Here is a 22,670-nt window from a genome sequence, read left to right on the forward strand (position 1 = left end):
CGGGAATGATACCCAGACTCATCCTGGTAATCGTCGTTGCGATCGTGTTTTATTACGCCCTCCCCCTCTCGTTCAAAAAGCTGACGATGCGCCGCAGGGCGAAGGACGTCGGGCGTCTTTTGAGCCTGACCGATTCAAAACCGGTGAAAGGAACGCTTGTTTCCCTCAATGAAAACATTATGACCGCGGCCCCTGCCGGCTCCGGCGAAGAAATCCGCGTCGTGCCGAACCGCACCCGCTTTTATCTACGGGAAGAAAACGGGGTCATCGAACAATTAAACTGGGACTCGGTGTTTCTCGCCCAAAAGGGCTTGTCGATTCTCTGGCTTCCCGCAAAAAACCGCCTCGGCAAAAATCTCTGTCTGATTTCGCCTCCCGGCGAAGGGAGCGGAAAACAGGAAGAAGACGCCAAATTTGCGGAGATGCGGGAAGACGAAACGGCAAAGAAATGGTTCGTGGCGGCGGGAGCCTTCCTGGAATTCCTTTTTCTCGTAGAAGCATCGCGCTTCTCAGCCTATAAAGACATCGGAATCGCGGCTCTCATCGCCGTATTCGGAAAAGCCCTGCCCTATTGTCCGCCGGGCCTGATACTCACGATAACCGCACATTACCTGAAGGCGCGCAATGAAAATCCGGACATAAAAAAAAGCCGGCTTCAACAGAAGACCGGCTTTGCGCTTGCCTTACTCGGCATTGTCCTCAACTGGGGGATTCTCTTCGTTCTCATCCGTGAAATCGGCTTCCTCTGAAGAGGAGCCGTACTCGTCGGTGGCTTGGTCGTCTTCATAGGAGGATTCCGGGCCGGACGAATCGAAGGAATCGTCTGCTGCGGAAGATTCCTGTCCGTCGGAGTCGGCGTTATCCGGCGCGCCCTCTTCCCGCTTGCGGGAATAGCTGACCGCGAGCTTTCTGCCCCGGTATTCTGATTCATTCAAGGCCGAGATAACCGCTTCCGCGTCGTCGGTGAGAACCTGCACGAAGGAGTAGTTGTCCAGAACGCGGATTTCTCCGATATGTTCGCGCTCGATCTGCGCGGTCTGCATGATCAAACCGATCAGGTCCCGGGGGAATACCCGGCGGTTGCGGCCGATGCTGACGAAAAGGGTGGTGGAAACGTCTTCGGGAAGGACGGGACGGGGCTCGCTGACCCTGGCTTCCGAAGAGCGTTCGGAGAGGCGAGCCTTCCTGTTGGACGAGGCGTTGTCCTCGCTGCGGGATCCGCGCTCAGCGCGGGGGTTTTCGCGCGGGGCCTGTTTGCCTCCGCGCTGGCCGTTTTCGGATTTCTCCTGGCGCGGCGACCGGTCGTTTCGGTCCTTGCGCGAAGAGCGATCTTCGCGGCCGCTTCTGCCTCCCCGTCCATTGCGGGAGGTTGACTGAAGCTTCGCAGGCATGACGCCTTCATCCAGCTGTTTGATGACCCAGGCCGCAAAATACGCGCGTAAGGTAAAAGGAACTGCCTTACGGAAAAGACGGCGATACTCGTTCAATTCCAAGGGGTCTATCTCGGTTTTGATTGCATTTACGCCGTTCTGAAGAAAGGCGAGGATTTGATCTTCGTTCAGGTCGGGTTTCTTGTTATTAGCCACGATACATTCTCCTGGATTCTATAATGCCACATATCGGAAATATGCTCAATGGCAGGATGATTCGCTCAAATCGAGCACATGCAGATGGCCCTTGTCGGCAAAACCGCTGCGTATCAGCACCGGTTCAAAGGCCGAAGGATAGACGGGAGGAGAGAACAGCAGCCAGCGGTAGCCTCTGGACGTCCAGTACTGGATAGTGCGCGACAAAAGCTCCTTGCCGATGCCGAGACCGCGGTATTCGGGAAAAACAGAGAGATCGACAAGCTGGGCCGACAAGAGGCTTCCTTCAGGGACCGGATGGGAAAAGGCCGAGCCGACTACTTCGCCTTCCGAGTTCTCGGCGACCATCACGCAGGAATCGTCTTCTTCATCCTGAAAACCGCGGATCCTGTTCCACACATCCAAAACCGATTCCGCGAGCTCCCGGGGCATTTCCGCCGCGATCTCCCGTTCCACGGAAGACAACAGAATGTCCAGCTGGCCTTCGTCGTCGGGGCCGAATTCCCTGAACAGGAAGTCCTGGCTCACAATATCCGCCGTTTCTTCGGGCTCCATGCCGATCCGCTCGAGACCCCAGTATTCCCGGAGGCTGTTGTACCAATCGAAGACGATGCGCCTGAGCTCCCTCTCCTTGAACTGATACCATAAACGCTCGACTTCAGGATGCCCCCGCAGAATATTCTTGAAGTTCCTGAACACGCCGTGGCCCGCCGAAAGCGCCGATCTGAGCTCCTCCCGAACGACGGGATTGCGGAGCTGCGCGGCGAAGCGGTCCATCATGCGAAAACCGCTCACCGAATCCCAGACGGGAATAGCGAAATAGCGGTCGTCGTCCTCGTCGGATTCCTCGCGGACGGACACGCAGCGGCATTCGGCCGAATCGTAGAGGAAATGACCGGTCTGGTCCTCCATCGCGAAGATTATCTCGTCGGTTATTTCCGGGGTTAAATCGAATTCCATGATAATTTGATTTTACCACGGTTTACCCGTATTATAAAGTAAGACTGATTAAACATACGGGAGGCATTCTATGAGCAATATCGCATTTATCGACGGCCGCGAGATTCTGGATTCGCGCGGAAATCCGACTGTCGAAGTAGACGTATATCTTGAAGACGGATCGAGAGGACGGGCCGCCGTTCCCTCGGGAGCCTCGACGGGCGAGCATGAAGCCCTCGAGCTGAGGGACGGAGACATGGACCGCTACAAGGGAAAGGGAGTTCTTGACGCGGTCGAACAGGTGAACAACGCGATCGCCGAAGAGCTCGACGGGGCGGACGCCCTCGACCAGGCGGAAATAGATCACATTCTGCTCACCCTCGACGGAACCCCGAATAAATCGAAGCTCGGCGCGAACGCGATTCTCGGCGTTTCGATGGCTGTAGCCCGCGCCGCGGCGGATTCTCTGGGCATCCCGCTGTACCGCTATCTCGGCGGAGCCCACACCATGCAGCTTCCCCTTCCGATGGCGAACATAATCAACGGAGGGCAGCACTCGGACAACAAGATCGACTTCCAGGAATTCATGGTTATGCCGGTCGGGGCCGACTCCATGAGGGAAGCGGTCAGAATGACGGCTGAGGTGTTCCACGCGCTCAAGGGCATCCTCAAGGACGCCGGCCTCGCGACCTCAGTAGGCGACGAAGGCGGATTCGCCCCGAACATGGGAAACGAAGACGCCCTCGGCTACATCATGAAGGCCATTGAAAAAGCCCATTACCGCCCCGGCGAAGACATGATGATCGCCCTCGACTGCGCGGCGAGCGAACTCTACGACGCCGGCGGACGGAAGGGATACAAATTCTGGAAGTCTAATCCGGACAAGCTGTTCACCGCCGACGAAATGATCGATCTCTACAAGAAGTGGATCGGCTCCTACCCCATCATCTCCATCGAAGATCCCCTGGACCAGAACGACTGGGCGGGATACACCCGGCTCACCGAAGAACTCGGGGGCAAGGTGCAGATAGTCGGAGACGACTTTTTCGTAACGAACACCGAACGGTTGAAAAAGGGAATCGCGGAAGGCGCATGCAACTCGATCCTGATCAAGCTCAACCAGATCGGCTCGGTCACGGAAACCATCGACGCGATCAAAATGGCGCAGAACGCGGGCTACACCGCCGTCATTTCGCACCGCTCGGGCGAAACCGAGGACACCTTCATCGCGGATCTCGCGGTGGCGATGGAAGCCGGACAGATCAAGACAGGCTCGATGAGCCGATCCGACCGCGTGGCCAAGTACAACCAGCTGATGAGAATCGAGGACGAACTCGGGGTAACCGCCCGCTTCGCCGGAAAGGAAACCTTCGCAAGGCTGCTGAAATAAGAAAAGCCGGACGCTCGAGCGTCCGGCCCCTTTCAAACGCCCGGTTGCAATCAAACGGACTACTGCCGCTCCCCTCCGGGGGAGCGGCTTTTTTTTACTTCGCCGCGCTATTGTTGAGCCGAGAGGCGAATCTTCAAACGGCCCGAGGCGAGCCCGTTGAAGAAACGACCGCCCGCGAGAAAGGTGAAACCGAGGGACACAACCGACGAAATGAAAATGGCGATCATGACCGAGGACAGATTCCGGCCGACGACATAGGCGCCGATGAAGCAGGCCGGCACATTGAATACGTAGATCCTGACGATGGTGAGGCCGAGACTCCATCCGGCGAAACCGGAGGACGAAAGAATGGTGTTTATCATGAATATCGGAACCGAAGCGAACGAGGCGGCGGCCATCCACACGGTGATCTGTCCGGCAAGCGAGAGAATTCCGGGATCGCTCTGGAATACGGCGTACAGACGGGAGCTTGAGAGGACGAAAGCCAGCAGCAGAGAGCCGGTGACCGCGAGCCCCATGCCGGAAGAAACGGCGGCGGCTTTTTTCATGCGGGGAATGTCTCCCGCGCCGGCCGCCTGCCCCGCCAGGGAGGAAAGCGCGCTCGAGAGGGACCAGATCGGGATGAGGGCGATTTGCTCGAGGCGGGAGTAGAGGGTGAAGGCCGTCAGGATCATCGGATTGATGTCCGTCATAATCCTGTTGTAGAAAATGAAGCTGATGGACGACAGAAAGTTGAGAACGCTCTGGGGAAGCCCCACGCGCAAAATTTCCCCGACGACGGGAAAGGAAACGTTCGAAGCTTTCCAATGAATTTTCACGCTCGAACCCGGAGCGAGGAAGACCGTTACCAGGTAGATGAAACTCATCGCGTTTCCGACGGCGGTCGCCAATCCGGCTCCGGCCACGCCCATCTTCAGAACGAAGATGAATATCGGGTCGAGTATAATATTGGCGACGGTGCCGATCATCATCGCGGTCATCATGTAGCGGGTCCGGCCTTCGCCTTGCAGGATTCCGGTAAACACAGCGGAGAGCAGCATGAAGGGAACGGTCGGCAACAACCAGAGAAGGTAGGAAAGACCGTACTCCAGCAGCTTGCCTTGCCCGCCGAAGAGCGTAAGCAGCGGGGTAGCAAAAGGATACATGAGCCCCAGGATGATGATGCTGGCCGCGAGAGCGAGAAAGATGCCGCTCTCGGCAGTTCGATCCAATTCGTCGGTCTTGCCCGCCCCTATCGCCCGGGATACAAGCGACGAAACGCCTCCGGAGATGCCGAAGCTCGACGCGAGAAAAATGAAAAAGAGCGGGAACACGAGGCCGGTCGATCCGACGAGCCAGGGATCGGCGGTGTCGATGCGCGCGATGAACCAGGTGTCCACCAGGCTGTAGAGAAGATTGAACGCCTGTCCGATCAGAACAGGAAGCGAAAGCCGCACGAGAACCGGGCCGATGGGACCGTTGCGAATATCTGTTGTACTCATAGGGAAAGAAGGTAGTTCAAGATTTTTTTTGTTTCAAGCGGAAATTAATAAATGGTCGGTAATTTTTAAAAAAGGACTATCCGAAGAGGACAATAAAAAAGCCCCCTCCGCGCAGATGCGAGAGGGAGCCGTATTACAGCCGAACCGCTAACAAGACAGTGTTCCCGGGTCACAACGCCGTTGCGAGCGCCGGACCTGAACATCAGGGAAGTTCGGCGCGGGAGGTTATCACCTTGGAAATGAGACCGTAGGAGGCCGCCTCGGGGGCGCTCATCCAGAAATCACGGTCGGTGTCTTTGGAAACCTTTTCGATGGAAAGTCCGGTTTCCGCGGCGATCAGTTCGTTGATTCTAACGCGCATTTTCTCGAGCTCGAGGGCGTGAATCTCGATTTCAGTCGCGACTCCCTTGATGCCGGAAAGCGGCTGGTGAATGAGGTAGTGGCTGTTCGGCAGGCCGAAACGGCGCTCCCTGGGAGCGGCGAGCAGGATGATGGAGCCGGCGCTTGCGACAAGGCCCATGCCAACGGTGATTACCGGGGCCTTGATGAAGCGGATCATGTCGAAAATTGCGTAGCCCGCGTCCGCGTCTCCTCCGGGGGAGTCGATGAAGATGCGGATCGGTTCATCGGAATCGGCTTCGAGAACCAGGAGCTGGCGGACGATTTTCTCCGCAAGGGGTTTGTTGATTTCGCCGGATAAAAGGATTTGGCGGGTTTTCAGGAACTTGTGCGCGAAGGGATCCATTCCTTCGGTTTTTTCGGACTTTTCTTCGTCTTCCGATTCTTCTTCGTTTCTGACCGCGAGGATGGGGCGTATTTTTTTCCCGTTCTGATAGGGTGTATGCACAGGGATCTCCTTGAAATATGACTGGAAGAGGACGGCCGGGGCCGGCCTTATGCCGCTTCCAGACAATGTACTAAAATTCCGCGTATAAGTACAGGGCTTTTTTCGGAACGGTTACCGGCCGGCCGCCTTCCGCTCCCGCGCGCGCGCCTGAGTCTCCCTTGAGCACGCCTGTTTCATCGCAGACAAGGCGCCAGGGGCCTCCCTTGAACGACGAGGGAAGCGCGACGATCTGCGGGATTTCCGCCGGATTGACCAGAACGCAGACGCCCTTCCATGCGTCCTGAACCGCATCCCCGTCGATGGTCCAGCCGAGTATGGGCGGGGCCGCAAGGCAGGACGCCGATTCGGCGGACGTTCCGGCGGCGGAATCGGCGGAGACGGCACCGTTTCCGGCTGCGGGATGAGGAGCGGGCTGTGAGGCGCTCTCCAAGAAGGAAAGTGACCGGGCAACCGCTTCGGCTGTTCCGAGCCGGAACAGGGGGTGAGCCTTCCGCAGGGCGATGAGGCCGCGCGTATATTCCACGACAGAGTCTTTTTCAGCCCGGCGGCTCCAGTCGAGGGCGTTGACGGCGTCTCCGAGGTTGTAGGTATTGTGGGAGAACGCCCGTTTTTTATCGCTCGTGCGCCACAGGTCGTAGAGGTCGGGGTGTTCTGCCAGAATGGAAGGAGGTATCTCCTTCGTGCGCAGAAATTCCATGCCCGCGTGAAGGATGGGCATTCCCTGGGACAGGACGACGAGGGCGATCGACAGCTTGGCGAGCGCTTCGTAGCGGGACTCGTCGGCTCGTTCCTCTACCAGGACAAGCTTATCGTAGAGCGTGGCGTTGTCGTGAATCTCCGCGTAATTGACCGAGGTTCCGGGATGGTCCGACCAGGGATTCGGATTGGCAGTGCCGTCCACCTTCCGGTTATGCACCTGGGGATGGAAGACCGCGCCGACCAGACCGAATTTAACGGCTTCGCGATGGCTTCCGTCGTGGACGAATCCTCCTTCCATGGCGTTGAACACCGGACCCTTTATTCCGCAGCGGAAGGCGTCGTTGAAGAAACCGATGCCGGGCATCTTCCGGGCTTCCTTCATGCTCGCGCCGACCATTTTACCGGCGCGGTACATGTCCCAGCCTTCGCCGTATACCAGCACATCCCCTTTGATCCTGCGCAGCTCGCGCATGATTTCGTTCATGGTTTCCACATCGTGGAGGCCCATGAGGTCGAAGCGGAAGCCGGATAGCTTATACCGGGAAAGCCACCAGCACAGGGACTGTTTCATGTACTCCCGGAACATGACGCGCTCGCTCGCGGTATCGTCTCCGGCCCCGGAATAGCTGTCCACGCGGAAGTAATAGCCGGGGACGCAGATGCCGAGGGGATGGTTCTGGGCAGCGGGCACGTGGTTGTACACGACGTCCATAATGACGCCCATTCCGGCCGCCGCGTAGTCCCGGACGAGGGTTTTCAGTTCGCGGATTCTGGCGGCTCCGTCCGAAGGATCGGACGAATACGAGCCCTCCGGAACCGAGTAGTTCCCGGGGTCGTAGCCCCAGTTGTATGCGCCGGAAACAAAACGCGAGCGGTACTCGGGATCGCGGGAACGGCTCTCGTCGACGCTGGAAAAATCGAAGACCGGCATGAGCTGCACGTGGGTGAAGCCCATCGTTTTCAGATGGTCGAAGCCGGTGGAAAAGCCCTTGAAAGAAGTTCCGGCAAGGGCCGCGCCTTCGTATGTCCGGCGGCTGGATTCAGGGCCGTCCCAGGTCGGGGACGAGGTGAGATCCGCGACGTGAACCTCGCAAACGACCGCGTCGCTCGGCGAACCGAGAGAAGGGGCGGCCGTCTTGTTCCAGCCGGGAGGATCGGTCGCCTCGGGGTCGACGACCTGGGACCGCAGTCCGTTGCATCCGCAGGCGCGCGCGTACGGATCGGGGGACTCGCGCGTGATTCCGTGCGCCGTAACCCGCCAGGCGTAATAGAGCCCGTGCTGGTCGCCCGGAAGAGAACGATCCCAGATTCCGGCCCTTCCTTCCTGGACTGTGCCTTCCCGGGCGGGAAGAACGGCGTCGGGTTCCGCTGAAGAATCGCCGCGGTAGAGAACCAGCTGAACGTTCCGGGCCGTCGGAGCCCACAGGCGGAAGACGGTTTCATCGCGAGAATAGACAGCGCCCAGCTCCGCCTTCGTCCGGTATTTCTCGATAAAATAATCGGAATCGAAAAACCATTCGAGGGCCGCGGCGTTCGAGCCTCCTCCGTGCGGGCTTTTCATTCTCCCGGATAAAATCAGCTGTTCAAGCCAGTCGTCTCGATGTATAGCGCCGCAGAATTCTGCGTCGAAGCGGCGGGCGGGAAAGGACGGAGGAAAGGAGACGCCGGGTTCGGCGGCAGGCAAAAGGAATTCCAGGCTCTTGTCCGCTTCCAGCAGGCGGCCGCAGACCATGAGCGGGCGTAGGGAGAGACGGGATCCCGTTTTATCAGGCGAGACGCCGGGATTCCATAGAAGAGAGCACCACACGCCCCCGTCGGCATCAGGACGGCGCAGCTCGATCGACAGCTTCCATCCCGGCCCGAAAAAGACTTCGGCGGCGACCCGGTTCATTCCCAGGGGAAGACAGGGGCGCAGTTCGATCTGGCGATCGATGAGCCGGGGATTGAAACCGACAAGGTCCTGAAAGGCGTTTCGGGCGAATTCAGAAACGCTCCATGCCTGGGACCAGGTTCCCGAAAGAACAGGTTTGCCGTCCGCGCCGGGCTCCGCATGGATGTTTTCGCTCAAGGAGCCCGCGCAGCCGTCTTCCAGAATCATGCGGGCTTCTTCCCTCAAAAGGGCGGCCGCGAGATCGGGAAGCGTCCCTGATCCGGTGCCGGCGCGGGTTTGGGACAGGGCGGCGGCGGTTACGTAGGGACCGGTGTTCCACACCCAGATTGTTCCGTTATGATAAGCCGCGTCCTTGTGGTAGCGGCCGGGATACTCGTGGCGGGGATGAAAGAGGGGATCCTCCGGGGAGAGGCTGAACAGGCCGAACGGTGAAGCGAGTTCGCGGGTGACGTTTTCCAGCACGGCGTCGGACTGCGCGGCGTCCAGAAGGGCAGTTTCAAAGCCCTCTTTTCCCGAGGTTTGCGGGGAATCCAATATCGCCGGAGCGGTGAGCGCGAACAGCTGATTCGGCCGTACGCGGAAATCCCGAAGCCATTCGCCGTGAGGCCCGGGGGGAAGATGATCCGCCAGGGCTTTTCTCGACGGACACCAGAATAGACGGCGGAAAGAGTCTTTCACCCTCCGGGCCTGAGCCGCGCGTTCCTCTGCGAGAGCGGGAAAGCCTTTCAGCCGGGCGATGCGGGATCCGATGACGAGGGCCGTATACCACAAGCTTTGAATATCGTTCGCCCGGTCCCCGCGGGGAGACCAGGGCTCGTTGCCTCTGATGCGGGCGTCCATCCAGGTGTCCGCGTCGCCGTGGAGAAGCAAACCGTTCGAGTCCGTGCGGCGCGTGGCGTCCGACTGAAGGGCCAGATCGACGGTCGGACCGAGCTCCTCGAGAATCTCGAGATCTCCGGTATACTGCAGATACTCCCAGAGAGAACGGATGAACCAGAGAGTTCCGTCTGCCGTATTATATATAACGTCGTTCGATCCGCGGAACCGGTTGGGAATCCGTCCCCAGTCAGGACTCTCCGGATCCTTATTCTGATGGCAGGCGAAGGAGACGAGAACTTCTCTGGCTTCCTTAAACCTGCCGGACGTCAGCAGAATGCCGGAAAGAGCGATGAAGGTATCGCGGCCCCAGTTATCCCTGAACCAGGGAAGCCCGGCCCATATGCCGGGGCCGTGGTCGTTGACGGCGAGCATCCAGCCGGAAAAACGAGCCCATTTTACCGCGGAATCGAAGGCAGGATCGCCTGTATCGAGGGCGCAGGAATCAACGAATTCTGCAACACTTTTCCGATGGGCGCACACCGCGTCCGAGGCGGCGAGAAACGCGGCTTTCGCGCAGGCGCGCTCGGGCGTCGATTCGAAAGCGAGATACCATCCCGGATTGGTCGAACCTTCGGCGTAAAGCACAGCGCGGTCCCGGTCCGGAGATTCCACGGTGAAGGGAGAAACGGAGGCGATCGCGGCGCCCGCATGATTGTGCCACACGACGGCCGACCCGTGCTCTGCCCGGGTCCAGCGGCCTCCTGAAAGAGAGGAATCGAATACAAGGCCGAAGCCCGCGTGGGGAACGGCCGCTGAACCGCGGGATGAATCGAATACGCGGGAGGCAGAAAGGGAGAGCCAGAACGCCTGTTCATTTATCAGAAGGGAGACGTGAAGCCCGAGCGAGCCGGAAGGATGGGCGGAGCTGGGGCGGTTGAAAATGACGGTCATGCCCTCGGGCCGGACAAGGGTCTCAGCGGCGTTGATCCGGTATAAGTCGGCGTGGTCCTCCGGACAGAGGAACACATCCGCAAGATAGCGGGTCTCTCCGCGGAAATACCCCCCGCCGCAGGAGTCGGCGGAACAGGAGAGAAGCTCGAAATAGCCGTTTTTCCGATCAGTCCATGCCATTCTGCGGGAATCGCCCGGAAGAATACGTATCATCATGAAGCTTATGATAGCAGGAGAATTGCGAAATCTCAAGGTAAAGCGGTTTACCTGCCAGAAAAAAAGACATATACTCCGTTGCATCGGGCTTTTTTCCCGATCTGGAGGACAGGATGAAGATGAATGCCGCGGCAGTATATCATCATTGCGGCGACGCCTGGTGTTCGGCATTGGACGCCGAAACCCTATTGATTCGCATCAGAACAGCGCGGGACGACATCGACCGCATAGACCTGGTCTACGCAGATCCCTTTGAATGGGATCGAAGCGGAACAGAAGCGCACTGGAACAGCGTTCTTTCTCCCATGGCCATATGCGGAAAAACCGCCGTCCATGATTACTGGGAGGCGCGGATTTCCCCTCCCTACGGCAGGCTGAAATACTGGTTCATCCTGAATAAGGGCCGCCAGGCCTACGAATTCGGCGAGAAGGGAATCGTGGAGACGGTGGACCGGTGGAATACCTGGAACACCTTCATCTTCCCCTACATCCAGCCGACTGAAGTTTTCCATGCCCCGGACTGGGTAGCGGGCACGGTGTGGTACCAGATTTTTCCCGAGCGGTATCACAACGGAAACGGGGATCTCAATCCACGGAACACCCTCCCCTGGCACCACGGGCCGGTCACCAACGGGGAGTTCTACGGCGGAAATCTTCCCGGCATTACCGCGAAGCTCGATCATATCGCGGAGCTCGGCTTCACCGGAATCTATCTCACGCCCATCTTCGATTCGCCGTCCGTTCACAAATACGACACCCGCGATTATATGAAGATCGATCCTGCATTCGGCTCCGAGGGGGATTTGAAGGAACTGGTCAGAAAGGCGCATGCCAAAGGAATACGGGTGATTCTCGACGCGGTGTTCAATCACAGCGGGCGAAGTTTCGGCCCCTGGCAGGATGTACTGGAGAAAGGCGAGGAATCCCGGTATCGCGACTGGTTCGTCATCAAGGGTTTTCCGATTTTCGGCCGCGACCCCGAGACAGGTGCGGCTCTTTCCGATACGGGTGATTCCCACGGAACGAACCTGAGAACCTTCGCCTTCACCACGGGCATGCCGAAGCTGAACACGACGAATCCGGAAGTCAGAGAGTATCTCCTGAACGTCGCGGAATACTGGATTAGAACCTGCGACATAGACGGCTGGCGGCTGGACGTCGCAAACGAGGTCGACCACGAATTCTGGCGGCATTTCCGGAAGAGGGTCAAGGCGGTCAAGAGAGATGCCTTCATAGTCGGGGAAATCTGGCACCATTCTATGGACTGGCTGCGCGGAGACCAGTACGACGCCATCATGAACTATCACTTCGGCCAGGCCGTCGTCGATTTTTTGAACGAGTCGGCCGAAATACCGGACGCCCTGGCGCTCGCTCACCGCTTCACGACGCTGGAAATGTCGTACCCGCCGAACGTGGTGCGAAACAGCTTCAATCTTCTGGACTCCCACGACACGCCGCGGTTGATCCATCAAGTGAAGGACAACATCGAAGCCGCGCGGCAGGCATGGCTCCTGCTCGCGGTTCTGCCGGCTCCGCCGTGTTTCTATTACGGAAGCGAATTCGGAATCACCGGCGGCTACGATCCGGACTGCCGGCGCTGCATGCCCTGGGACGCCTCAGGCCAAACTCCCGGACAGTTCGGATTCATCAAAGAGATCGTCGCGCTCCGCAAGGACAACAGCGTTCTGATCAACCGGGGAAAGCGCGAGTGGCTCGCAAGCCGGAAAACGCCCGGACTCTTCGGCGTGCGGATTACCGAAAGCCCGGACACGAAGGGACTCATCCCCGAAGGAAAGCCCCGTTCCATAACAGTGCTCATAAACCGGAGTAAAAAGGACGCCTCTGGAAAAGACCTTTCAGCCCTCCTCCTCCCCGGCGAAATCGACGATCAAGCCTTCCGCAGGCTCGCGCCGAACGGCTTCGCCTGGCGCGCAAAATAAAAAAAAAGCTGTCCGGTCCTTTCGGACCGGACAGCGGCTATCCATGGGGGGCCATGGAAAACGCTCGATTCTAAATGCTAGAACAGCAGGCTCAAGAAGAAATCCGTCTGAAAATCGGACGCGAATGCCTCCAGATATTCTTCGGCTTCAACCGAGGCCGGGCCTTCGATATAATCGCGGGCTTCCTCGGGAAGCTTCGTCTCGTAGAGGGAGCCGAGCTCGGTCTGCAGGTCCGACAGCATATCGGACAGCTCGGCGGCGTCGGGAATGCTGATCTCGGAAGCGATTTCCGCGAAGAATTCCGCGCCGTAGCCGAACTCCTTGAACCACACTTCCACATCCGCAGTCTCTCCGTCCTTCTTGGGGCGCCAGGCCGAAATCGAGGCGGCGAGGCCGTCTTCCCAGACAATCTGATACCAGCCGTTAAGCTCATCGGCCGCGTCTCCAACGCCCGGTTTATAGACCGACACCCTGAGGCCGGCCGGATCGTCGACGGGAGCGAACACGAAATACTGGCTTTCCCTGTCGTCGGGGTCGGCATCGTCGACTGCATCAACCTCGTTATCGGCGCCGGTTTCATAGAGGCGAACCGTGACGGAACTGTCGAGGAAGTCTTCGAGGGTGCCGAAAAGGTCGGTTACGAGATTAAAGGGGTCGATCGAACGGGGACGGGCGATGTCTGTCTCGGGAAGGCTGATGTCCGCGTCGTATTCGAAGGCGAAATAGTAGAGCTTTATCTTATTACGGGAGATCTCAATGCGCTCGGGAAGGTTGTTCGCTTTCCACACCAGGTCGTATTCCATCGGGGTAAGGAGAGCCGCTCCGCTCGTCTCGACGCGGGTCGGGAAGCCGGCGAGAGCGCCGGTTCCGCCCCAGTCCACGTCCACCTGGAGGGCGAGCGTATCTCCGTAATAGCTTTTTTTCGAGGTGATGCGATACTCGTCGTCGCGTTCGAGCTCGACGCGGAGAGCTTCTTCAAGGCGCTTGTCGCTGCGCGATACCGACACGGGGTACCAGTCTGAGTCGAGATCGACGGTTCCCGTCCCGAAGCCGTCTTCATAGGAGAATGCGAACGTCAGCGCGCGGCCGTCGGTCATGCCTTCGATCGCTCCGTAGGAGGGCATGGAAAGAGATGGTACCGTTAAGGAAACGGGAGCCGTTACATCGGACTTGAGGCGGAAATCCGCGGGAAGGGCCGGAGTCGAATCTGTAACGGCCTGGGCGCAGGAAACAGAGGGAACGCTGACGGAATCGGGCGAGACGAGCTTTGAATCGCCGTTTACCGAAGTTATTCGCATATTCCAGCTGTCGGATTCAGGGAGGAAGTACCAGCGGGACGCGTCGTCGAATTCAGTTTCATTTGCAGAAAAATACGCAGTCGCTTCGAGCTTTCCGGCGGAGTCGCCGGATTCGGACCACTGGTAAAGCCAGGAATCGGTTCTATTGTCCGAAGCGTCGAACTTGTGCTGGGCGGTTAACAAGAGAGTCGGACTTCCGCTGACCGTGATGGTTTCATACTCGTAGGAGAACGTGTACTGGAGAACGGGAGAGCCCTCCAGGTAGCCGTAGTAGCTTGCCGACGCAAGGTCGCCGTCTTCGGTATAGGTGAAGGAACGGCTTTCGCTCAAAGAACCGGCGGCGTTTACGCGGTCTATCTGGGAAACCCGGCGCGAAGGCGCGGGGGCTGCGGAATCGACCCACCAGTATTCGGTGTATTTCAGGGTTCCTTCGGTCGCGGTATCCGAGGGATACCACCATGATTCCTGGACTTCGACCTCGGCGTAGGTAGTTTTTTCAACCTTTGTATAGGCGGTGCTCGCCGGACCGCCTGAATCGTCGTCCTTGTCCATGAAACTGAAATCGCAGGAAGTAAGAACGGCCAGCATAACCGCCGCAAACACGAAAAATCGCTTCATATAATACCCCTTTACAAGCGCAGATTTTCAACTTAAGGTTAATCCCGCAAGCGACTTTTTTTCTCATTCAGAAGTATACCCTAGAGGAGAGCTAAAAACCATGAAAAAAGCCTGCAGGCAGTTCTTTTTACCGTTTACCCTCCTCTTTTACATTTCGTTTTATTCACCCGCGGAGCCCCTCGTGGTAATTACGCCTCCGACGCTCAACGGCGAGGGAAACGACAGTTTGCAGGCTATGCTGAACGCGGCGTGTGCCGACTTCACCGGAGAGCTCGCGAACCTCGCCTCGGAATCGCTTGATAAACCCCTGTTTATGGAAGGATTCGTGAACGCGGCGGCGCGAACTTTGCTCGTTCCGGGAGCGGTTCCGGGCAACGGAAAGATGACGATCTCGGTAGGAAGCACCGTTGCCGTATATTCGGAAGATCTCTCTCCTGCCATGATAGAACGCCTCGGCGAGCTGGACACCGAGTCCGACGAGCGGACCGGAGCCTGCACCCAGCCGATCACCATTTCCTTCGAAATGCCCCTCGACATGATTTCGCCGCGGCTGCGGGCGGGGGTCTCGGGAGGCTGGATCAAGGCTGAAACGACCGAATACGGGCTTGAGGCATGGACGGTCGGAGGAGGCGCGAGCTGGAGAGTATTCCCCGCGCGTTCGGGGATGGCAGCGTGGGACGGCCTCGACGTCTCGTTCGGAGCCGATTACGGAAAAAATAAAATCACCGCCCTCGTCCAGCCCGGACGAATGACCCAGACTGTCACCATCGACATAGACGACGACGGCCCCCTGGTCGGCATAGATACGATTCTTTCGATGGAGCCCGATATCCTCGGAGGAGTGGAGACCGGAGCCTTTTCCTTCAGGTTCCGCGCCTCTACCGGGGCGACCTTTTTCAGGGCGCTCGGACTTTCCGCCGGAGCCGGCTGGATGGCGGCGCGCGGAAGTTCCGCTGTAGCGATCGACACGGACGCGCCGATTGAAGTAGAAGGCACCCTCGGGGGAATGATCGAAGAAAACGGGAGCATAGTCATTACGGGGACGACGTCGAAGCGGGACTTTTTCACGCAGGCGTTCTTCCTGCAATCCGCGCTTTCCTTCGAAGTCGGCTCCTTCCGCCTGAGCATTCCGGTAATCTGGACGCCGGCGGACGGGGTGGGCGCGGGAGCCTTCGCGGGAGTGAGCTTTTGAAACCGATCCGACGGACATTGAGACCCCTCCTGCGCGCGGCCGCGCTCATGGCTGCCGTAACTCTGCATGCTGAAGAACGCGAATGGCCGGGAACCACCCTGCTCACGGAAACCTCATGGGAAGGCCAGGCTCTCCCCGGAGGCTTCGGAGCGCGCGCCGGTTTCGCCGTCGGCGGATGGCCGCGAAAGGAAACGGTATTCTCGCTTTCAGGCGATTACCGGTGGGAGACTCCCGACGGCGGAGAACCGATTCCCCAGCCGGGAGCGAACCTGTCGGCCGGCTGGCGGATGCCCCTTTTCGGGTTGCTTCGAGTCATGCCCCGCGCGGGGCTCGGCGCCGGAGCGGTTTTTTCGCCTTCTAGCGCCGCCTTCGTTCAATACGCCGAATTCGGACTTCAAGCCTCGGTGCGGCTCGGCGGACGGGACTATTTTTCTGTCGAACCGGCGGTCAGAGTGCCGTTTTTTTCCTCCGGCGGGGCGTCTTCGCCGCAGTTTTCGCTTGCCTTCGGGTTGAGAAAGGAAACGCCGTGGATCATGCCGCTCAGGCGGGTGCAGCCGGCGCTTTCGATCTCGCCTGAGCGTTTTTCCCCGGACGGGGACGGCATCGACGAAACGGCCCGCATCGGCGTATCGCTCAAACGGCCGAAAAACGCGGTCCGGTGGAAGGCCTCTATTCTTGACGCCGGAGATGCCGAACTGTGGACCGCCGAGGGTTCGGCTGCGCCTGAAAACGGCTTGGAATGGAACGGGACGGGGAAAAACGGAGCCGAGCCCGAACCCGCCTTCGATTACCGCTGCGTCCTGGAAACCGAAGACCTGATCGGGAGAACCGAACGGACCGAGGCCTTCATAACAGTCGACATTTTGGTTATTCGGGACGGCGACCGGTACAAGATCCGCGTTCCGGCCATCAAATTTCCATCCTACGAAACCGACTTCGCCGCCGGCCAATCGCGGGAGCTTCTGGAAGAAAACCGCGCGACCCTGGAACGCATCGCCCTGCTGTTCGCGCGCTTTCCGGAGTATACGCTCACCGTGGAAGGCCACGCGAACGCCGTCTACTGGGCCGACCCGAAACGGCGCGACCGCGAACAGACGGAAACGCTCGTTCCCCTTTCGCGGAAACGGGCGGAGAATGTGCGGGAAGCGCTGATATTGCTCGGAATAGAAGAAAACCGGATCAGGGCGGTCGGCATGGGCGGCTCGCGGCCGGTGGTTCCCTTCGGGAAAAGCGACGAAATATGGAAAAACCGGAGAGTCGAGTTCATCCTCTCGAAGTAAGGAGATACACCGGGGACGGAAGGGAAACCCGCGCCGGATTTAGTCGGAAGAAGCGCCTCCGCTCTGATCCGGAACGCCTTCCGGATTCGCGGGTTCGCGCCGGATATCCGACAGGATGAGGCGGAGGGCGGAAAAGCCCGCCGCGAGCACCGAACCGGAAACGGCGAAAGAGAGGCCGCGATGGAGGCGGCCGCTGTCAGGGCCCCGGGTCAGGGACGAAAAGGTTTCGCTTATGCCGAAGACCGCGAGCGCCATTCCGCCGATCGTGCAGGCAAAGGCCGCCCGCGAGGCGATCTTTTTCGCGCGGGGAGAAAGGCCCGAGGGCACCGCCGAAGCGGTATCGGGCGGCGGCGGAAGCCACTGAGGGAGCGGATCGCCCGGAGAAGGGCCGGCAGACGGTTCACTGTGCGCAGGAACAGGCGTTTCAGCCGCAGCGGGGCGCGGAGTTTGCCCTGACAGCGGAATAAGAGTCGAGACAGTTAAAACAGCAAGAAAAGAAGCGATACCACGTTTCATGCCGCGTACTTCCTTTTTAGGATTTATTTTTTTCCATTTTTTTGGCTTCGTCCCAGTAGCGGTCCATCGTCGCCAGATTGTCCTGAGTCATGGGGATTCCGGCGGCCTTCATGGATTTTTCGACATGCTTGAAGCGGCGGGTGAACTTCGCGTTCGTCCGGGTAAGGGCGACTCCGGGATCGACCTTGAGGCGGCGCGCGAGATTGACGACGGCAAAGAGGACGTCGCCCAGTTCGTCTTCGATCGCTTCCGCCTGTCCTGAGGAAACGGCATGGCGCAGTTCGGCGAGCTCTTCGTCGACCTTGGGCCAGATGTCGTCGAGGGAAGCCCAGTCGAAGCCGGACTTGGCCGCCTTTTTCTGGAGCTTGTGGGACCGCTCGAGGGCGGGCATTCCCCGGGAAACCTCGTCGAGAACCGAGTCGGCGGTGCGGCCTTCGATGCCGCGCTTGATCTGATCCCACTGGGCGAGAACCTTCTCCGCAGTATCGGTGCGTCCGGCGGAGTCGGGGCCGGCGAAGCCTTCGGTCGCGCCGAAAACGTGGGGATGGCGGCGGATGAGCTTGTCGGAAACGCCGTCCAGCGCTTCTGCGACGGTGAAGGATCCTTCCTGTTCGTACATATAGCCGAGCATCACCGCGTTGAGGAATACGTCGCCGAGCTCCTCGCACACGTGGCCGCTTTCGCCGTCGGTGATCGCTTCCACGGTTTCGTAGGCTTCCTCGATGAGGGTTTCGCGGAGGGAAAGCGGGGTTTGCTCGATGTCCCAGGGGCAGCCGCCCGGGCCGCGCAGGCGTTTGATCGTTTCGTAGAGACGCTCGAAGGAACCGCACAATTCGGCATTCATATTGTTTCTCCCTTTTGTATCGACGGCGCCGGATTCAACCGGTGATTTTCTTTTTCGCCCATTCCTTGAGATACGCTTCCGGGCCGTTCGCAAGAACGTTCTCCAGGAGGTCTCCGGCGGGGGGCCAGACGAGAGACAGGCTGATGCGCTCGTCCGCGGTGAAATCCGAGAGCACCCACGAGGAGACGTCCGGATGCGGTGGCCGGCCGATGCCGAACCTGAGGCGCCAGAAGTCCGGAGTGGAGAGCACGGTTTTGGTCGAGCGGAGGCCGTTGTGGCCCCCGAGGCCGCCGGACCATTTGAGGCTCACGGTTCCCAGGGGAAGTTCGAGTTCGTCGTGGACGACCAGGACCTGCTCGGGTTTCAGCCGGTAAAAGGAGCACGCCTCCCCGATCGCCTCGCCGGAAAGGTTCATGAAGGTTTCCGGCTTCAAAAAGTGGATCTGAACGCGCTCGCCGTTCTGTTCGACGGAGAGGGAGGCGTATTTACCGCGGAATTTCTTCTGCCAGGACAGGGACGACTCGAAGGAAAGGGACTCCGCGAACTGCCAGGCGACGTTGTGCCGGTTGCCCGCGTACTGCTTTCCGTGGTTCCCCAAAAAAGCCACAAGTTGAATCATGATGAGCCGGATTGTACCGGAAAAAGCGTAAATAGTGTATACTTTTCCCGAAACATACGAGAGTTAAGGAAAACATGAAACCGAACACGCACCAAAGACGAGTGTACATTATCGGACACCGGAATCCGGACACCGATTCCGTCGTATCCGCGGCGGCCTACGCGGCCCTCAAGCAGGCTCAAGGCCAGGCGGATTACCACGCTGCCCGCGCCGGAAAGCCGACGCCCCAGACAGAGTATATCTTTAACCGATTTAAGGTCCCTCTGCCGGAGTTTCTGGCCGATCTCGTGCCGAAAGTCGCCTACCACTACAAGCCGAACATCCGCACCATCGGAGAGGGGACCTCGCTCTGGGAAGCGATGGAAGTTCTGGAAAAAAACGAGATACGCGCGCTGCCGGTAGTCGACGGCGAAGGCCGCTATCATTCTCTCCTCCATTACAGCTCCTTCGCCCAGAAAATCCTGAAGATGATCAACCCCCAGCAGAAGACGGTCATCCAGACGAGCATAGACCTCTTGTCCTCGGTGCTGCACACCCAGGCCCTCGTGGTCAGGAACGAGAAGGAAGTGCGCAAAAGCCCGATCGTAATCGCCGCCGCGGAGTTCGACACCTTCAAGGAGCACCTCGGAGCGCACATTCCCGCCAACACCATCGTCATCACCGGGAACCGGAAGGACATCCAGGAGCACGCGATAGAAAGCGGAGTGAGGGCCCTGATCATCACCAACGGGAACATGATCAGCAAGGAGCTCCGCTCCCGAGCGGAGGAACGGGACGTGTCCGTCCTCATCAGCCCATACGACACGGCTTCCACCGCCCTCCTGATCATCTACTCCATGCCGGTCACCTGCATGTCGAACGCGGCGGTCAAGCCGGTAAGCAGGAACGACACGACGCGCAAGGTCGCTCCGCTTCTGGCGAACTCTCCGGGGAAAAGCCTTCCGGTAGTGGACGACTCGGGCGCCGTCATCGGGGTGATCTCCGAGAGCGACCTCTACGGAGACCCCAACATCGAGCTGATAATGGTCGACCATAACGAGCAGAGCCAGGCGATCGAGGGAGTCGAGCACTATCGGATTCTCGAAATCATCGACCACCACCGGCTGGGAAATCCGCCGAGCAGGGAGCCCATCACCTTCATCAACAAGCCGGTCGGAGCGACGAGCACGATCATCACCACGCTGTACCAGGAACAGCGCATCCCCATCAGGCCGGAGATTGCGTCCATTCTGCTGTGCGGAATTCTCGCGGACACGCTCGTCCTGCAGTCCGCCACCACGACGCAGATCGACCGCTCGGCGGCAGAATACCTCTCGAACATCACCAATCTGGACATCGAAACGCTCGGCAAGGATCTGTTGAACGCCGCGAGCAACATCTCCGGCCGTACGGAAGAAGATTTGATCGGCCAGGATATGAAGGAATACGCCGAAGGCGAATACAGCTTTACCGTCAGCCAGATCGAAGTGGAAGACCCGCATGAAATACTCGGCAGAAAGAAGGCCTTCATCGAGAATCTGGAGGCGAGAAGACAGCGCGGAGGGCATTTGTTCAGCGCCCTGCTCGTAACGGACATCACCGAGCTTTCGAGCCTCCTCCTCGTGGCAGGGGACTCGGGATTCGAGCAGTCCATGGGGCTGCCGAAGATGGAGGATTCCGTCTACGTGCTGAGGGACGTGGTGTCGCGCAAAAAGCAGCTCATGCCGATTCTCTCTGAAATAACCGAACGGTTCAGGGACGAGCGATGAGCGAACGCATCGAAATCCTTTTCGAGGACGACTGGATCGTGGTCGCGCGGAAGCCTGCCGGAATGCTTTCTGTGGGGTATCCGGGATACCGGGGAAAAAGCGCTCAGGACATTCTCACCGAACGGTATAAAAACCGCGGGAAAATCCGCATCGCGGTGATTCATCGGCTGGACAGGGAGACGTCCGGCATTATGGTGTTCGCAAAAACCGGAGAAGCGAAAAAACGCTTCATGGACAGCTGGCAGGAAATCGTCACGGAGCGGACCTACCGGTGCGTGTGCGTTCGCGCGCGCGGAGCCGAGCCCCTGAGCGACTCGGGAACGATAGACGCACCGATTTCGTATAACGCCCAGGACAAGGGTTATGTAGATAAAAAGGGAGACCCCAAGGCTCAGCGGGCGGTGACCAGGTATCGGGTGATAGAACGCGGAGCAGAGAGGGATCTGCTGGAATGCGAACTTGAAACCGGAAGAAAAAACCAGATCAGGGTCCACATGGCGCATCTCGGCCATCCGGTATCCGGCGATTCTTTGTACGGAATCTCTTCGAACGAGGGCGGGAAGGACGAACAGCTTGCACTGCACGCCCGGGTGCTCGCCTTTAATCATCCGTTCACCGGCGAAACGCTCCGGTTCGAAGATCCGGAGCCGGCCTTTTTCAAAACGCTGGCAGGCGGAGAACCGAAGAAAGGCGCGGTAAAAGCCGGAACGGCGAAGGTTGCGCCGGACGCGCGCAAGCTGAAAGGCGGAGCGCCGAGCTCACGAGCGCCGAAAGAACGAGACGCAAAAAGGACTGAAGAAATCAGGCCGGCAGCCGAGCGGACCGCGGAGGGAAAGCTGCGGCCCCGAAAAGGCTCGGGCGGCAGCCGCTTCATCCCCGGCAAATAAGGCCGTTCTCATCGCCGTCCGAACGGACGCCCTTCAGGACATCCCGTCATGAAGATCAGCAGGGAACGCGCCTTTTAATCAAGTTTTTTTAGTCCTTCCAGGGGAAGATAAAGCTCTTGAAGCTCCGGTAGCCGACCGTTTCAACATCGTCGGCTATCAACTCCTCCCAGGGAATCGATTTGCGGGCGATACGGGCGTCCAGTTCGGGGTGCTTTTCCATCCAGTCGTATTTATAGAGCCTCAGGCGGAATGCTTCGTTCTGCGCGAGCATGATTCCCGTTATTCCGGGAAGGAGCATGACGCACACGAGAGAAAGCCCCAGCAGAACCAGCGAATAAAAGAACATGAACAGGGAAAATCCCGGGTTGTCGAAAAAGACGATGAAGGATTTTTTCAGACATTTCACGAAGTTGTCGTCCAGCTGCGAGCGTATGGGAAGAAACCACTGGAGAGACAGGAGGACGATGATCGCGAGCCAGAACAGCAGCATGCCGAGGGCGAAGCCGACCATGTTGCCTATGCCGAAATAGTACGGCGTTGTCACGAAAAACAGCAGCGCGATGCCGACGGCGAGCAGGGAAAAAAGGGCTCCGTGCTTCCAGGTCGAACGGATCGCTTCAAGAAAATCCTTCCAGCCGAAACTCCGGTACGAGGCGATCCGGGCCAGCATTTTAGAGGCGGCAGTCCACAGGATGCCTTCGGCGATCGCGGTTGCCAGCAAAATCCCCATGGAAAGAAGCATCATGTCGGAGGCGGCCCCGGCGAGAAAAAAGCCGCCGAAGCCGACGCACAGAAATATCACATTCAGGATTAAAATCTGGAACAGATTATCCCAGCCGTCAAAAAAAGCCTTCTTGATAAAAAAACCGATCATGGATTCAGAGTAGCATAACAGTCCTTTTTTTACTA

Annotated in this window: 17 protein-coding genes; 7 read left to right on the forward strand and 10 right to left on the reverse strand. The window is 58.8% G+C overall.

Annotated features, from left to right (window positions below; all coding sequences use genetic code 11):
• The first annotated feature begins 5 nt into the window (after positions 1-5).
• Positions 6-749, forward strand: coding sequence for a hypothetical protein (locus K7J14_RS12115; protein ID WP_230756642.1), 744 nt, complete (start codon positions 6-8; stop codon positions 747-749).
• Here K7J14_RS12115 and K7J14_RS12120 read toward each other — a convergent pair.
• Both K7J14_RS12120 and K7J14_RS12125 read right to left on the reverse strand, forming a co-directional pair.
• Positions 684-1,586 (reverse strand): DbpA RNA binding domain-containing protein, encoded by a 903-nt coding sequence (locus tag K7J14_RS12120; protein WP_230756644.1) that lies wholly within the window; start codon positions 1,584-1,586, stop codon positions 684-686. The genes K7J14_RS12115 and K7J14_RS12120 overlap by 66 nt on opposite strands.
• A 45-nt stretch (positions 1,587-1,631) precedes the next feature.
• On the reverse strand, positions 1,632-2,546 hold the full coding sequence (locus tag K7J14_RS12125) for a GNAT family N-acetyltransferase (protein ID WP_230756646.1): 915 nt from the start codon (positions 2,544-2,546) through the stop codon (positions 1,632-1,634).
• A 70-nt stretch (positions 2,547-2,616) separates the two neighbouring features.
• Between K7J14_RS12125 and eno the strand changes: the two genes are divergently transcribed.
• Positions 2,617-3,915, forward strand: a complete 1,299-nt coding sequence (eno, locus tag K7J14_RS12130; RefSeq protein ID WP_230756647.1) for a phosphopyruvate hydratase — start codon at positions 2,617-2,619, stop codon at positions 3,913-3,915.
• Between the two features lie 107 nt (positions 3,916-4,022).
• Here eno and K7J14_RS12135 read toward each other — a convergent pair whose 3' ends face one another.
• The 3 genes from K7J14_RS12135 to pulA all read right to left on the reverse strand — a co-directional run bounded on the left by K7J14_RS12135 (position 4,023) and on the right by pulA (position 10,819).
• Positions 4,023-5,396 (reverse strand): MATE family efflux transporter, encoded by a 1,374-nt coding sequence (locus K7J14_RS12135; RefSeq protein WP_230756649.1) that lies wholly within the window; start codon positions 5,394-5,396, stop codon positions 4,023-4,025.
• A 202-nt stretch (positions 5,397-5,598) separates the two neighbouring features.
• Entirely contained in the window at positions 5,599-6,204 is a 606-nt protein-coding gene (locus K7J14_RS12140; RefSeq protein WP_408033996.1) for an ATP-dependent Clp protease proteolytic subunit, read from the reverse strand.
• 109 nt (positions 6,205-6,313) lie between these two features.
• A complete protein-coding gene (gene pulA / locus K7J14_RS12145) occupies positions 6,314-10,819 on the reverse strand; it encodes a type I pullulanase (protein ID WP_230756651.1) in 4,506 nt (1,501 codons plus the stop codon).
• A 113-nt stretch (positions 10,820-10,932) separates the two neighbouring features.
• Here pulA and K7J14_RS12150 point away from each other — a divergent pair, with 113 nt between their 5' ends.
• Positions 10,933-12,759 (forward strand): glycoside hydrolase family 13 protein, encoded by a 1,827-nt coding sequence (locus tag K7J14_RS12150; RefSeq protein WP_230756654.1) that lies wholly within the window; start codon positions 10,933-10,935, stop codon positions 12,757-12,759.
• A gap of 77 nt (positions 12,760-12,836) precedes the next feature.
• Here K7J14_RS12150 and K7J14_RS12155 read toward each other — a convergent pair whose 3' ends face one another.
• Positions 12,837-14,675: a hypothetical protein gene (locus K7J14_RS12155; RefSeq protein WP_230756657.1), complete on the reverse strand. Its 1,839-nt coding sequence runs from the start codon at positions 14,673-14,675 to the stop codon at positions 12,837-12,839.
• A gap of 100 nt (positions 14,676-14,775) precedes the next feature.
• Between K7J14_RS12155 and K7J14_RS12160 the strand changes: the two genes are divergently transcribed.
• Together K7J14_RS12160 and K7J14_RS12165 are read left to right on the forward strand one after the other, a co-directional pair.
• Positions 14,776-15,867 carry a hypothetical protein gene (locus K7J14_RS12160; RefSeq protein ID WP_230756660.1) on the forward strand — a complete coding sequence of 364 codons (1,092 nt, stop codon included), beginning with the start codon at positions 14,776-14,778 and terminating at the stop codon, positions 15,865-15,867.
• Entirely contained in the window at positions 15,864-17,147 is a 1,284-nt protein-coding gene (locus K7J14_RS12165; protein WP_230756663.1) for an OmpA family protein, read from the forward strand. Before K7J14_RS12160 ends, K7J14_RS12165 begins: the two co-directional genes overlap by 4 nt.
• 39 nt (positions 17,148-17,186) lie before the next feature.
• Here K7J14_RS12165 and K7J14_RS12170 read toward each other — a convergent pair whose 3' ends face one another.
• Genes K7J14_RS12170 through pth form a run of 3 tightly spaced genes read right to left on the reverse strand, consistent with a single transcriptional unit; the run spans position 17,187 to position 19,126 of the window.
• Positions 17,187-17,663 (reverse strand): hypothetical protein, encoded by a 477-nt coding sequence (locus tag K7J14_RS12170; RefSeq protein ID WP_230756665.1) that lies wholly within the window; start codon positions 17,661-17,663, stop codon positions 17,187-17,189.
• Between the two features lie 16 nt (positions 17,664-17,679).
• Positions 17,680-18,507, reverse strand: coding sequence for a nucleoside triphosphate pyrophosphohydrolase (gene mazG, locus K7J14_RS12175; RefSeq protein WP_230756667.1), 828 nt, complete (start codon positions 18,505-18,507; stop codon positions 17,680-17,682).
• A 34-nt stretch (positions 18,508-18,541) separates the two neighbouring features.
• Positions 18,542-19,126 (reverse strand): aminoacyl-tRNA hydrolase, encoded by a 585-nt coding sequence (gene pth / locus K7J14_RS12180; protein WP_230756670.1) that lies wholly within the window; start codon positions 19,124-19,126, stop codon positions 18,542-18,544.
• Between the two features lie 74 nt (positions 19,127-19,200).
• On the opposite strand from pth, the gene K7J14_RS12185 reads away from it, so the two are divergent.
• Both K7J14_RS12185 and K7J14_RS12190 read left to right on the forward strand, forming a co-directional pair.
• A complete protein-coding gene (locus tag K7J14_RS12185; RefSeq protein ID WP_230756673.1) occupies positions 19,201-20,874 on the forward strand; it encodes a putative manganese-dependent inorganic diphosphatase in 1,674 nt (557 codons plus the stop codon).
• On the forward strand, positions 20,871-21,761 hold the full coding sequence (locus K7J14_RS12190; RefSeq protein WP_230756676.1) for an RluA family pseudouridine synthase: 891 nt from the start codon (positions 20,871-20,873) through the stop codon (positions 21,759-21,761). The genes K7J14_RS12185 and K7J14_RS12190 overlap by 4 nt, the downstream gene beginning before the upstream one ends.
• 88 nt (positions 21,762-21,849) lie before the next feature.
• On the opposite strand, the gene K7J14_RS12195 is transcribed toward K7J14_RS12190, so the two are convergent.
• Positions 21,850-22,635: a hypothetical protein gene (locus K7J14_RS12195; protein WP_230756679.1), complete on the reverse strand. Its 786-nt coding sequence runs from the start codon at positions 22,633-22,635 to the stop codon at positions 21,850-21,852.
• Positions 22,636-22,670: the final 35 nt, after the last annotated feature.

Origin of the sequence: Teretinema zuelzerae (genome assembly GCF_021021555.1) — a bacterium.
In the GTDB taxonomy this organism is placed as follows: domain Bacteria; phylum Spirochaetota; class Spirochaetia; order Treponematales; family Treponemataceae; genus Teretinema; species Teretinema zuelzerae.